At 36.1% G+C, this 13,130-nt stretch carries 13 protein-coding genes; all 13 read right to left on the bottom strand.

Features of this window, described 5'->3' with window-relative positions; translation table 11 throughout:
- Position 1: 1 nt before the first annotated feature.
- Complete coding sequence (gene pxpA / locus AC5SR4_RS14150) at positions 2-742, bottom strand: 5-oxoprolinase subunit PxpA (RefSeq protein WP_495356925.1); 741 nt, start codon at positions 740-742, stop codon at positions 2-4.
- The gene (locus AC5SR4_RS14145) at positions 742-1,983 is read right to left on the bottom strand and encodes an Nramp family divalent metal transporter (protein ID WP_495356924.1); all 1,242 of its coding nucleotides are present in this window, start codon (positions 1,981-1,983) and stop codon (positions 742-744) included. The genes pxpA and AC5SR4_RS14145 overlap by 1 nt, the downstream gene beginning before the upstream one ends.
- A gap of 13 nt (positions 1,984-1,996) precedes the next feature.
- Positions 1,997-3,532, bottom strand: a complete 1,536-nt coding sequence (locus AC5SR4_RS14140; protein WP_495356923.1) for a YifB family Mg chelatase-like AAA ATPase — start codon at positions 3,530-3,532, stop codon at positions 1,997-1,999.
- A 190-nt stretch (positions 3,533-3,722) separates the two neighbouring features.
- Complete coding sequence (locus AC5SR4_RS14135) at positions 3,723-4,973, bottom strand: alginate export family protein (RefSeq protein WP_495356922.1); 1,251 nt, start codon at positions 4,971-4,973, stop codon at positions 3,723-3,725.
- 40 nt (positions 4,974-5,013) lie between these two features.
- Positions 5,014-5,844: an ABC transporter ATP-binding protein gene (locus AC5SR4_RS14130; protein ID WP_495356921.1), complete on the bottom strand. Its 831-nt coding sequence runs from the start codon at positions 5,842-5,844 to the stop codon at positions 5,014-5,016.
- Positions 5,845-5,855: 11 nt separating this feature from the next.
- Positions 5,856-6,701, bottom strand: coding sequence for an ABC transporter ATP-binding protein (locus AC5SR4_RS14125; RefSeq protein ID WP_495356920.1), 846 nt, complete (start codon positions 6,699-6,701; stop codon positions 5,856-5,858).
- Positions 6,702-6,713: 12 nt separating this feature from the next.
- Complete coding sequence (locus AC5SR4_RS14120; protein ID WP_495356919.1) at positions 6,714-7,820, bottom strand: ABC transporter permease; 1,107 nt, start codon at positions 7,818-7,820, stop codon at positions 6,714-6,716.
- Between the two features lie 21 nt (positions 7,821-7,841).
- Positions 7,842-9,230 carry a CmpA/NrtA family ABC transporter substrate-binding protein gene (locus tag AC5SR4_RS14115; protein ID WP_495356918.1) on the bottom strand — a complete coding sequence of 463 codons (1,389 nt, stop codon included), beginning with the start codon at positions 9,228-9,230 and terminating at the stop codon, positions 7,842-7,844.
- Between the two features lie 306 nt (positions 9,231-9,536).
- Positions 9,537-10,247, bottom strand: a complete 711-nt coding sequence (locus tag AC5SR4_RS14110; protein WP_495356917.1) for a cytochrome c3 family protein — start codon at positions 10,245-10,247, stop codon at positions 9,537-9,539.
- A gap of 15 nt (positions 10,248-10,262) precedes the next feature.
- Positions 10,263-11,291: a 2Fe-2S iron-sulfur cluster-binding protein gene (locus AC5SR4_RS14105; protein WP_495356916.1), complete on the bottom strand. Its 1,029-nt coding sequence runs from the start codon at positions 11,289-11,291 to the stop codon at positions 10,263-10,265.
- A gap of 5 nt (positions 11,292-11,296) precedes the next feature.
- Complete coding sequence (locus AC5SR4_RS14100) at positions 11,297-11,773, bottom strand: hypothetical protein (protein WP_495356915.1); 477 nt, start codon at positions 11,771-11,773, stop codon at positions 11,297-11,299.
- Positions 11,774-11,788: 15 nt separating this feature from the next.
- A complete protein-coding gene (locus AC5SR4_RS14095; RefSeq protein WP_495356914.1) occupies positions 11,789-12,616 on the bottom strand; it encodes a c-type heme family protein in 828 nt (275 codons plus the stop codon).
- Between the two features lie 49 nt (positions 12,617-12,665).
- On the bottom strand, positions 12,666-13,079 hold the full coding sequence (locus AC5SR4_RS14090; RefSeq protein WP_495356913.1) for a globin family protein: 414 nt from the start codon (positions 13,077-13,079) through the stop codon (positions 12,666-12,668).
- Positions 13,080-13,130: the final 51 nt, after the last annotated feature.

Below are 13,130 nucleotides of genomic sequence, written 5' to 3'. Positions count from 1 at the left end.
TTCAGTGCACTTTTATAGCTTCTTTTTCTAAATTTAGCCGTAAGCTTTTTAACAAGCTAACTGCATTTTCGCCATCGCCATGTATGCAAAATGTTTCTGCTTTAATAGGTAAACTTTTACCTGTTATGGTTACCACTTTTTGCTTCACAATCATACTATATACATGCTTAAACATAGCTTCGGCATCAGTAATTAAAGCCTCTTTTTTTGTTCTTGAAACTAATGATAGGTCATCATTGTAATTTCTGTCAGCAAAAGCTTCATAAACTATTGGAATGTTACTTTTATTAGCCATTTCTGCAATAACAGACTTAAAAGGAACATATAATTTTATTGGTTGTGCAACGCTTTTCAGCACTTCAATAATCACCAAAGCTACCTTTTCATCAACAGCAGCTAAATTGTAAAGTGCCCCATGAGGTTTTATATGATGCAAATTAACCTGCTCGCTACGAGTAATAGCCAATAGGCTTTCTACTTGATATTTTAAAGACGAAAATAGATCGGCATAAGATATATCCATATTTAAACGCCCAAAATGCTCTTTATCTGGAAACGATGGATGCGCGCCAATTTTAACACGATGTTTTTTTGCAAGCTGAACAACGTATGTCATGGTTTCAACATCGCCAGCATGCCCTCCACAGGCAATGCTACATGAAGACAGGTAAGGAATCAATTGGGATTCATTACCAACACCTTCACCTACATCGGCATTAATATCAACTGCAAAACTAACCACTAAATCAAGTTTAGATTAAACACATTATTAATTGTTACAAAGGACAACAATATACTAATACCCAGTATAAGGAATGCTATTATATTTTGAAACATATTATTTTTGTAAACCCCTAAAACAGATGGCCTATTTACAACCCAAATTAAAAAACCAGCAATTAAAGGCAATAAAATACCATTAGCTATTTGGGCAAATTTTATAATATCAATTGGTTTAATACCCAATGATGAAAAAACAACCCCAAATAATAGTATGAAAATCCACACACTTTTAAATCTTTTACTTTTCATTTCGGCTGGCCATCCCAAACAACCACATGCTACATAAGCTGCTGCCAAGGGTGCTGTAATTGCACTTGTAATACCTGCTGCAAACAAACCAATTGCTAAAAAATATTTAGCTAGAAAGCCTCCAAATAATGGCTCAAGTCCTTTTGATAAATCCGAAGCGTTAGACACTTGTTCTACATCTACTGATGCCGCACAAACAATGATACTCATCGATATGATGCCGCCAAAAACAAGGGCAATAACTGTATCCTTTTTTACGAAAGGCAAATCGGATGCATGCTGCCACTTTTCTTTAACCAGTGAAGCATGTAAAAATAAATTATATGGCACCACAGTAGTACCTATTAAAGCAATAATTGTTAAAAGACTACTATCTGGAATCTTAGGGACAAAAATGCTTTTAAAAACAGCAATAAGATTGGGTTTTGTTATAATAGCTGTAATCAAAAACGCCAAACTCATCAAAATTACAAAGGACATTAAAACCTTTTCAATAATTCTATAATTCCCAACATACAGCAACAAAAAAGCAAATAACCCAATTAGCACATTAACGCCTTTTATATGCAAACCTAAAACATGAACCGTTGGATTTTCCATAATAGCCTCTAAGCCCAAAACGCCACCTGTAATATTACCGGCCTCATAAGCTGTATTTCCAACTACAATGGCCATAAGAATTAAAATGATAGCCATTGTTTTAAAAATAGGGGTGTTTATTTCTGTTCGTATAATCTCCGAAAGCCCTTTTTGAGATATAAGCCCCAATCTTGCAGACATGCCCTGTAACACAATTGTTGCCATTACAGACAATACCATAGCCCATAACAATGAATAGCCAAAATTAACTCCCGCCAAAGTACAAACCGTAACAGTTCCCGGACCTATAAATGCGGCAGCCACCAAAGATCCTGGCCCCATATTTTTTATGGCACTTTTAATTTTGTTCATTATTTTATATCGTTTATCCCAGCCAGCCTTCTCTATCCAAGCTTCTATATTGAATCGCCTCACTTATGTGCGAGCCATTAACATTTTCAACACCTTCAAGATCTGCAATGGTACGTGCCACTTTTAAAATGCGATCGTATGCTCTAGCTGACAAATTTAAACGTTCCATCGCTGTTTTTAGCAATCCTTTTGAAGCATCGTCTAAAATACAATATTTTCGAATTTGTTTGGTGTTCATTTGCGCATTGTAATGCACCGTACTGCTCTCGGCATAACGCTCTGTTTGGATTTTTCTGGCTTTGGTTACACGCTCCCTAATTTCTATGGATGTTTCGCTTTTTCTTTCTTCTGAAAGCTTTTCAAAAGGCACCGGTGTTACCTCAATGTGTATATCAATTCTATCTAGTAATGGTCCAGAGATTTTGCTTAAATAGCGTTGCATTTCTGCAGGACTGGATACTACTGGTGCATCAGGGTCATTAAAATAGCCACCAGGGCTTGGATTCATGCTTGCCACTAGCATAAAACTACTTGGATACGTAACAGTAAACTTAGCTCTGGAAATAGTTACCTCCCTGTCTTCTAAAGGTTGTCTTAAAACTTCTAAAACATCACGTTTAAACTCAGGTAATTCGTCTAAAAACAGAACACCATTATGTGATAACGAGATCTCTCCTGGCTGTGGAAAACTGCCCCCTCCAACTAGTGCAACATTACTTATGGTGTGGTGCGGACTCCTAAACGGGCGTTGGGCCATGAGCCCTGAGTCCTTTATTTTACCGACCACAGAATGGATTTTAGTGGTTTCTAAAGCTTCATGCATTGTCATTGGTGGTAAAATACTTGGCAAACGCTTTGCCAGCATAGTTTTTCCTGCACCAGGTGGGCCTATCAATATAATATTGTGACCTCCAGCTGCTGCAATTTCCATACAGCGCTTTATACCTTCCTGCCCCTTAACATCACTAAAGTCAAACTCAGGGAATTCCAGTTTCTTATAAAACTCATTTCGTGTATCAACAATGGTTTGTTGCAATGGAACTCCTTTATCAAAATATTGAATAACCTGTTCTATATTATCAACACCATAAACCTCTAAACCATCTACAATGGCAGCTTCTTTTGCATTCTGATTTGGCAAAATGAAACTTTTAAAACCTTCTTCTTTAGCTTTAACCGCAATGGGCAAAGCACCTTTAATAGGCTGCAGGCTACCATCTAGAGACAACTCACCCATAATTAAATAATGCTCTAAATTATCCGCTTGAATTTGTTGAGAAGCCGCTAAAATACCTATGGCTAAAGTTAAATCATAAGCACTACCCTCTTTTCTAAGATCGGCAGGCGCCATATTTATCGTAATTTTTTTTCCTGGTATTTTGTACCCAATATTTTGCAGTGCTGCTGCAATACGAAAGTTACTTTCTTTTATAGCATTATCTGGTAATCCTACCAAATGATACCCTATTCCTGAATTGATATTAACTTCTACAGTAATTGTGGTAGCTTCAACGCCAAAAACGGCACTACCAAAAACCTTTTTAAGCATATATTATTTTTGAGCGACAAATGTAAGAAAAATGTATTATTATTTAAATTTCTAACCTACTTTAACATTTTAAAAAGCGTTACAAAAACCCTGTCATAAAAAAAATCCCACTATATATAGTGGGATTCTTAAGGATAAAAAACACTTAACTAACTCATCTTTAATTTAAAAGATATCTTTTACTTTTTATTTAGTTTATAAATTTAGGTTTGATGACCAACATGGCCCAAGCCCAATTTTGTCCACTTGCTGCTGCATCTTCTGAAATACCTTTAAGCTCATACATGCCATCGGCAGCGAACATTTGTGAGTACCCTAAAACCAAACTGTATCCTTTGAATTTTTTAGAATACACCAAATCGATTTCTGTTCCCAGTGATTTTTCTCCACTGGTCAATTCCTGTTCACCACTAAAATTTAATGCCTTTACTAAAAGACTAGACGTTTCACCTAGTTTAAAGTTAGCGCTTACATGTACATCAAACAAACCAATACTGTTTGCATGATTACCTACATAGAAATAGTCCATAAAACCATTGAATTTATGGTTTGTACCATACAAAGGGAAAAACGCACCTGTTTCACCAGCATCGCCATCGTTACCACTTATAATTTCTATACCAGCACCTAATCCAACTTTGGCAGAAGCTTTGTACGACATATCCAAGCTTAAAAGATAGGCGCCTTTAACATCTACCTCCCCTTGTCTTTCTCCTGTTTGCACAAAAGCATTTGCCGCAAAACCAAGACTTCCTGCATTATACCCTAAATGCGTTCCAAAAGTTTGTAGGTTGCTTACTCCATCTGTTTCTTGAAACCCGGTGTTCAATAACAATAGGCTTCCAGAGAAATTTTCCCAAGCTTGCTTTAAATAAAGATATTGCATGGTTTTATACGAAAAGAAACCTGTAGTATTGTATGTGGTTCCAGTGCTTACAAACCCTGTTGGATGGGAATAATCCTGATTAAAAGCCAAACCAAAGTCTAGCATAAACTTACCTTTACTGTATTTTAACAAAGCAGCATCATGGTTACGCCCTTGTTGCGCCCAATCCAGTCCGCCAAAAATACGTTGGTCGTCATAAGAGATTACTTGACGTCCAAGTTTTGTTGAAAACCCTTTGCCCAAAGCAAGCTCTGCCCAAGCTTGAAACACAGCAAAAGAGTTGTTTTGGTCATAAGGCAATATTTGTCTGTTCTCTCCCCAAACCATCACGTCTTGCAAACTCAAATAAAATTTATAGCTTTCTGTTGCAAACCCTGCGTTTAAGCGAGCTCTTGTAGATATTCCAAATCCAGCATCAGCATCATCAGCAATTAGGCTTCCAAAGCCATGTCTATATTCTGTACGTGGTCTAAATTCGCCATCTAATGTAAATTGAGCTTGTGCAAATTGTAAGCACCCCAATAATAATCCTAGTACTACGTATTGTTTCTTCATTGTTCTTGTTTTAAGTTATATTGATTTGTTTTTAAGGTATTTAGTGTTCTAGAAAGTCTATTAAATGCTTTCTGTATTTATAATAATCGTCATGTTCTAATACTGCTTTTCGGGTTCTTGGTCTTTCAAAATCAATATTCAAAATATCTCCTATTTTCGCTTTAGGACCACTGGTCATCATCACCACTCTATCTGCTAAAAAAATAGCTTCATCCACATCATGGGTAATCATCACTGCCGTAATTTTCTCTTTATTCCAAATTTCAATTAGAATATCCTGTAATTCCCCTCTGGTTAAAGAGTCTAACATACCAAAGGGCTCGTCTAACAATAATACTTTGGGTTTTATGGCAAAGGCTCGAGCAATACCAACACGTTGTTGCATTCCTTGAGATAATTCTGAAGCTTTTTTATTAAAGGCGGTTTCCAAGCCCACTTTTTGAAGATAATATTTAGCAATATCTGTTCGCTGTGCTTTAGTTGCGTGTGGAAACACTTGATTAACCCCAAGCATAACATTTTGAAGAGATGTCATCCAGGGCATTAAGCTGGGCGCTTGAAAAATCACGCCTCTATCTGGGCCCGGCCCTTTAATATGTCTTCCTAAAATGGATATATTACCACCAGATATTTCATTAAGTCCCGCAATCATTGAAAGCATGGTGGTTTTGCCACAGCCCGAATGCCCAATAATGGTAACAAATTCTTCCTTCATGATTTGAAGGTTCAAATCTTCTAAAACCGTATAATCCCCTTTGGGTGTTGGATACACTTTCTTAAGGTTTTTTAGATCTAGCATAACATTAGATGGAAATAAAATACCATTTTCACTTACTACATCTGTTGTTTTATAATTTACCGTTGTATTCATTTGTTCTTTTTTTAAAAGCGTCCAACAAAACTTTTAGGGCTTAGTTCTGGCAATACAAATGCTTCCTTTGAAACTGATTTGCGTTCGTCCCCTATATCCATCAAATACTCAATAATAGCGTTCCTCGTCTCTTTAAAATTGATATTGTCATTTAAATCTGTCTTATCTCTTGGGCGATCTATATCAATTTTAAACTCTGGCCCCAAGGTTGCATTGGGTCCTGGGCGTAAAGGAATAATCCTGTCTGCCATATAGATTCCCTCGTCCACATCATTTGTAATCAATAAAGCTGTACGCTTATCTTTACCCCATATATTTAAAATCTCATCTTGTAAATTACCCCGGGTTAAAGCATCTAAAGCCCCTAATGGTTCATCCATTATTATCATCTCTGGTTTCATGGCCAATGCCCTTGCTACTGCAACACGTTGCCTCATTCCTCCCGACAATTCCTTGGGACGTTTGTTAATGGCTGGCGTAAGATTTACCATTTCAACATAATCGTTTACAATTTTATGTAATACAGATTTACTTTCTTTTGGAAAGGCTTCTTTAACAGCCATAAACACATTCTGCCCAACTGTTAACCATGGTAGCAATGAATAGTTTTGAAAAATAACACCGCGTTCATGACTTGTTCCAGCAACAGGCTCACCTTTAAAAAGTACTTCACCTTTTGTTGGTTGCAAGAGTCCGTTAATAAGATTTACCAAGGTTGTTTTTCCACTTCCAGTAAACCCTACTATAGCTACAAATTCGCCTTCATCTATCGATAAATTGATATTTGACAGTACTTCAGTAGCATGTTCGCCTTGTCCGTAAGTTTTATAAACATTATTTAGCTCTAAATATGCCATGGTTTTATGTTTTTAAATTCCGTCGTTTTTATTGAATGATACCATATTTTGAATGGTAAGCATTAGCCTATCTAAAAGAAAACCAATGCCACCAATAACAAACATGGCTACAATGATTTTTGAATTGGAATCATTAGCACCATTTTGAAATTCCTCCCAAACAAAGGAGCCTAAACCTGGACTTTGCGCCAACAACTCTATGGCTATAAGCACCATCCAAGCTACAGATAATGTGATTCTTAAACCTGTGAATATTAAAGGCAGTGATGACGGTAAAATCACCTTAAAAATCTTTTGCACTGGTCCTAATTTCAATACTTTAGCAACATTGATATAATCTTTATCTACTGAGGATACCCCAACTGCTGTATTTACCAAGGTTGCCCACATAGAACACAGTCCAACACTTATAAATGAAATGATAAAGGCACTATCTGATTCTGAATTTTTTGTCATGGTCTTTACAATCATAAAAACCAATAACAACCAAACTACAGGAGAAACAGGCTTAAATATTTGTATCAACCAATTCACTGAACTCCTCAAGGTCTTGCTCAGTCCTATTATAACCCCTATTGGAACTGCTATAAACAAGGCCAACAGGAATCCTGCAAACACTGTTTTTAAACTTGTAAATATTTGATCTACAAATGATGGCCTACCCGTATAGGTAATGGCATCTTTGCCCTCTGCCAAACGCTTTGCATTTAATACAGCTGTTTTTTCTATAAAGGCTTTTTTATCTGCGCTAATAATTTTATGATCCCTAAGCAGGGTTTTATAAGAATCCCAAACCTGGGCAGGAGATGGTAATGTGTTTGGTTGGCAACTTATATCTCCAGATGCTATGCAAGCTCTCATGGCATCGGCTGCTTCCTGCCCTTGCTCGGTTAACGCTTTGTTTATTTTATATTCTGCTTCAACATTATATAAAGACCTAGCTCCCATGTGCCATAACCCTATAAATAAGACTATGGAAGCAAGTGGCACGACCACTTTTCTTAAGAAGTTTTTAAAATCTTCTTTTTCAAGCTTCCCAGTGAATAAGGATTTCAATGTTGAAATAAATCCCAACCCTACAAACTTGGTTACTTTTGTTAATGTTATGCTTTGCTTCATGATGACTAAATATTTAAATGATTATTTGTCTTTATTGCCTATTGAAAAACTGTTTATATATCCTATTGGATCTTTAGCATCGTATTCAGTACCGTCTATAAAATCGGTGGTTGCTGGCTTGTATCCATCTGTATTAGGAATATCTGAGGCTGGTATTTGTCCTTCCTCTACCAAAAGATCGGCCGCTTTTCTCCAAATATCTGGCCTATAGATTTCCTTAATGGTTTCTTCGTACCATGCAGCTGGTTTAGTTTCAGGAATTTGTCCCCAACGACGCATTTGTGTTAAGAACCAAATACCATCAGAGTAAAAAGGATATGTAGCATTGTATTTATAAAACACATTAAAATCTGGCATCTCACGTTTGTCACCTTTTTCAAACTCAAAGGTTCCAGTCATGGAGTTAGCTAAAACAACCTCATCGGCTCCTACATACTGTGGCATTGACAATATCTTTACAGCCTCGGCTCTATTACCAGGTTCATCCAACCATTTACCAGCACGGATTAATGCTTTTGTTACTGCAATGGCAGTATTTGGGTTTTCTTCAACAAACTTTTTTGTCATTACAAATACTTTTTCTGGATTGTTTTTCCAAATATCATAATTGGTAACAACCGGTACACCAATTCCTTTAAATACCGCTTGTTGGTTCCAGGGCTCTCCTACGCAATATCCATAAATGGTTCCTGCCTCTAATGTCGCAGGCATTTGTGGCGGTGGTGTTACAGATAGTAGTACTTCTGCATCAATTTGTCCTTGTACATTGTCAGCCGTATACATACCAGGATGAATTCCTGCTGCTGCTAACCAATATCTAATTTCATAATTGTGGGTAGACACTGGAAACACCATACCCATTTTAAAAGCTTTGCCACTATTTTTGTACTCTGTAATAACAGGTTTTAAGGCATCTGCTTTAATAGGGTGCACTGGTTTGCCATCAGGACCTGTTGGTACATTAACTTTCATTTTAGACCAAACATCGTTTGATACAGTAATACCATTGCCGTTTAAATCCATTGAAAATGCTGTAACCAAATCTGCTTGTCTACCAAAACCAGCTCCTGCCGCAATGGGCTGACCCGCTAACATATGGGAACCATCTAACTGCCCATCTATAACCCTGTCTAAAACATTCTTCCAATTAGATTGTGCTTCTACAGAAACAAATAAGCCTTCATCTTCAAAAAAGCCTTTTTCTTTAGCAATTGCTAATGGCGCCATATCTGTCAATTTTATGAAACCAAATGTTAACTGAGGTTTTTCTATGTCTAATAATTTGGTTTTCGAAGCTTCTGCTGATACGTCTTCTGCTTCTGTTGTTTTTTTAGAACCTTTTCCTCCACAAGAGACTAATAGTAGAGAAATCGATAATATCCACACTGATTTTGTTAATAATGATTTCATGTTATATAGTTTTAAATATTAATTTAAGTATTTATACTTATTTTTAGCAAATATATACGTAGAAACATTTCTATTCAATGATAAATGCCATGTTAATACCACTTTTTAACCATATAAAAAACTGCCATAAGACATATAATGGTTATAACAGACTGAAAAACAAAAAGTTAATTGGACAAATAATTACTTAAAACCATAGTAAAACCTAAGTATAAAACGTGATTTTTAGAGTCTTAAAGGTGATTTTTTTTAATAAACTTCTTTTTAAGCTATATAAATACGTATTTAACAAACAATAAATACGTATTAATTAACCTTAAGCTTATTCAACCATTCTAATTCAGACAGACCTATGTACTTTTTGTCTAATCCATAAGGGTCCTTATCACCCTGAAAGTACTTTTGAATGGTTAGTATTGGAATTGTATCTTTTAGTTTAGTAGCAACTTTATATGTGTGGTTCCCATGAAAATCATGACATTGTATGCAGGTTGTCCACTGCTTATTGGCAATCAATTTTTCATGACTGGTGTCAACAGGGTCATCTTCTACCACTAAATCTTGGTGGCAATTCATGCAGTAATCCATAGAAACTACCGAAACCCGCTCCTCATGATGCTCAGAATGACAGGTAATGCATGTAGTGGCATCTATCACTTTAATAGCGTCACTAAATCGCGGTTCAGAAAAACGGTAAGTTGGGTGTCTGTCATTGGGCCTATCATGGCACTGCAAACAGTTATCAACCGTAACATCTTTAGTTCCAAAATCAACGCCCCGCTTTCTAAAACCAAAAGCATGGGATATATTAGATTGTATTTGTTGTGACAAATTCCCTTTGGCATCTGCATGGCAAGTAACACAAGACAAATCGTTATGCCCAGTGTTCATAGGGCCTATGGATATATATTTTTCAGAAACATCCAGTGTTAAAACAAAAAAAGCAACACCACCAAGCAACAAACCAGATACCCCTCCTATAAATTGTCTTTTTCTTAACGGACTTACTTTAAACATACATGCTTGTTTTAATTATAATTCAATAACTACCGATTCGCTTTCTGGATAACTAACACAGGTAAGTATTTTTCCATTCTTCACTTCACTTTCTTCAAGAAAATGACCTTCTATCATCTTAACATCACCAGAAACACAGGTCGCTTTACAAGTAGAGCACATTCCAGACCTGCAAGAATAAGGTAAGGCAATATTGTTAGACATCGCTTGCTGTAAAATAGATTTATCACCACGTACCTTAATGGCATGTACTTTACCATTACTTTTAATGGTTACATTACTAATCAAGTCTTTTCCAGATAGTTTTACTTTAGGAATCTTAAAAACCTCTATTTTAATTTGCTCCCTAGAAATGCCATTTTCCTTTAAAAGCGCTTTTACTTTCTCCATATAACCAAATGGCCCACAAATCATGTAAGCATGGTTTTCAAACTTTATATTATGCTTTAAGAAGATATTTAATAATAGTTGCTGATTTATTAATCCTGCATGGTAGTTTTCACTTTCCATTTTTAAGTTTGACACGATATGTTCAACTGAAAAATGATTGGGGTATTGCTCTAATAGAACCTTGATTTCATTATGAAAAATAATTGCATCAACATTTTGGTTTGCATAAATAAGAACTATTTTAGATTGGGGTTCTTTTACCAACACAGATTTAACTATTGAAAAAATAGGTGTAATACCGCTGCCCCCAGCAAATAACACATAGGTTTTATTGTTGTCCTTTTTTGGCTCTACATAAAACGAGCCCATTGGTTTATCAACCTCCAGCTTACTCCCGGCCTTTAGGTTATCATGCACAAAGTTTGAAACCAAGCCTTTATCCACTCTTTTTATGGTAATTTTTAAATCCTTATCGGTGTATGGGCAACTACTAAATGAATAAGCTCTTTTATGTACACTACCCCCAATAGGAACATGTATGGTTAAAAATTGACCTGGTTTATATTTAATACTGTTGAATATACCCCCATTTTTAAAGCATACACTCAAAGCATCGTCCGTCTCTTTTATAATTTTCTTTATTAACAATTTCATTTCTACTATTTATAATAAAACACGACACCAATATGAAAAACCATTAGTATGGTAATTATAATTGAGAACATAACATGAAAAACCATCCACCCCTTAAAGAGCAAATCACTATTGTTTTTAATAACATCCAAATTCATATAGCCAATAAGGGCATTGGCAAAAAATACATAGGTAAGTAATGCTAAATATCCATATCCAACCCCTACACTGTGTATGTAGAAAAACAGCGGACTTAAAGCCCCCAACCATTTATGCACAACGGTCATATTAACGGCATGTTTTCTAAACCTCTTAACCACCCTTGTTAGCGTTAAAACCCATTGAAATGTTATAAAAAGCGCCAAACCTAAACCAGACCAGCGCTTGTACATTTCTTGTTTTTGCATAGCTATTAACCAGTCCCATTCCCATTTTAAAAAAAACTGGATAAAAAAGAGAGACAACAATAGAATACCAAGTATGGTTGATTTATTATGCTTCATGAACAAATGTTACACCTAGTTTTTAGCCATAAGCTTTTTCATGGTTTCGTAGGATGCTATCTTTCTAACACTATCCAAAAAAACCTCTGCTGTTGGCAGGTACATACCCTCAGCAGGCCATTTGTTGCCCACAACAGGTTTTTCGCTGTCTTTAAAGGCTGCTATTTCATCTAAATATTCCAAATAAATGTCTACAGTTCCTTTTGCATACGAATTAAGTACCGCAACCGTTTCCTTATAGGTTAAAGAGTCCTTAGGATATTGCCAAGTTGTAGCTCCCATAACATCCCCCAACTTCCAATCGCTTTTAGATGTTTGTGCATGACCATTATGGCAAGACACACAAGCACCTGCACTTGCCAAATCGGCAAACATAGCTGTGTGTAACTTTTGGTCTTCATCATAAAAATACTGGGGTTCTTGGTCTGCTTTTATTTTTTCAAAAAGTTCAGCCTGCTTACCTTCAAACTTATTTGCCGAATTGATTGGAAAATCAGATCCCAAGTAAAGCCCCAATGGCACTGGGCTTTTCCTAATGCTTGTAGCCACACCTCTTAAAAATAAAGCTGGTAGTGGACCTGCCTCTACATCATCTTTTCTCCAATCTTCATCAAACTTCATCCCCTGTAGCTTTCCTTTTCCAACTATGGCCTTTGTGTATAGAGTTCTGGTAACATCATTTTCTTTGGCCACCATTTCTAAAACTTCATCTACAGAAAACACGTTTTCTGCTGAAGTTGTCTCAGAAGATTCCTCTGCAACACCGCCACAAGATGTAAGGCTTATTAATGACACTATTAGTAAAAAGGATTTTGCACCTGTATGTAAAATATAGTTTTTCATAATTCTTGATTATTGGTTTGTTGATTTGTTTGTTGTTAAGTAATTGGGTTTAGTAAGATGCCTCAATCATAACGGTAGACATTGTTGTGTAAACCGATGTCCAGGCCTCCTCTACTTCTGGCGTAAAATCGTCTCCCAATCCAACAGACAAAGTTCCCAATAAAGCAGTCCCAACAGTAGTATAGTGTGATGGCTCTACCCTATATGCCACATGTCTTTTTCCTAAATCTTGCAGTACGGGCACCAAAGCTTCTAAATTGCTTAATCCAGCTACGGCTGCAGCCAACATGGTCATTAATTTATTTCCTTGCTCTTTCATAGCTGCTTCGCTATTAGGAAATAATGATTTTAAAGCAGGATCCAATTCAAATAATTTTGAATAGAATATCCCTGCAGCAGTAGAAGCTATGGGCTTTACTTTCTCAAAAGATTCTTGTACTAAAGTGATTGTTTTTTGTTCCATAATTACATTGTATTTGCATATTAATAACCAGTAAGTATTAATACTTATTTA

Source organism: Aestuariibaculum scopimerae (assembly GCF_059428085.1).
Note: the sequence above shows the minus strand (reverse complement) of the source record. Positions and strands in the feature narration are given on the sequence as shown.

Bases quoted from the DNA above. Each gene is read 5' to 3' on its own strand.
- AC5SR4_RS14145 (WP_495356924.1), bottom strand. From the start codon at position 1,983: ATGAACAAAATTAAAAGTGCCATAAAAAATATGGGGCCAGGATCTTTG.
- AC5SR4_RS14140 (WP_495356923.1), bottom strand. From the start codon at position 3,532: ATGCTTAAAAAGGTTTTTGGTAGTGCCGTTTTTGGCGTTGAAGCTACC.
- AC5SR4_RS14135 (WP_495356922.1), bottom strand. From the start codon at position 4,973: ATGAAGAAACAATACGTAGTACTAGGATTATTATTGGGGTGCTTACAA.
- AC5SR4_RS14130 (WP_495356921.1), bottom strand. From the start codon at position 5,844: ATGAATACAACGGTAAATTATAAAACAACAGATGTAGTAAGTGAAAAT.
- AC5SR4_RS14125 (WP_495356920.1), bottom strand. From the start codon at position 6,701: ATGGCATATTTAGAGCTAAATAATGTTTATAAAACTTACGGACAAGGC.
- AC5SR4_RS14120 (WP_495356919.1), bottom strand. From the start codon at position 7,820: ATGAAGCAAAGCATAACATTAACAAAAGTAACCAAGTTTGTAGGGTTG.
- AC5SR4_RS14115 (WP_495356918.1), bottom strand. From the start codon at position 9,230: ATGAAATCATTATTAACAAAATCAGTGTGGATATTATCGATTTCTCTA.
- AC5SR4_RS14110 (WP_495356917.1), bottom strand. From the start codon at position 10,247: ATGTTTAAAGTAAGTCCGTTAAGAAAAAGACAATTTATAGGAGGGGTA.
- AC5SR4_RS14105 (WP_495356916.1), bottom strand. From the start codon at position 11,291: ATGAAATTGTTAATAAAGAAAATTATAAAAGAGACGGACGATGCTTTG.
- AC5SR4_RS14100 (WP_495356915.1), bottom strand. From the start codon at position 11,773: ATGAAGCATAATAAATCAACCATACTTGGTATTCTATTGTTGTCTCTC.
- AC5SR4_RS14095 (WP_495356914.1), bottom strand. From the start codon at position 12,616: ATGAAAAACTATATTTTACATACAGGTGCAAAATCCTTTTTACTAATA.
- AC5SR4_RS14090 (WP_495356913.1), bottom strand. From the start codon at position 13,079: ATGGAACAAAAAACAATCACTTTAGTACAAGAATCTTTTGAGAAAGTA.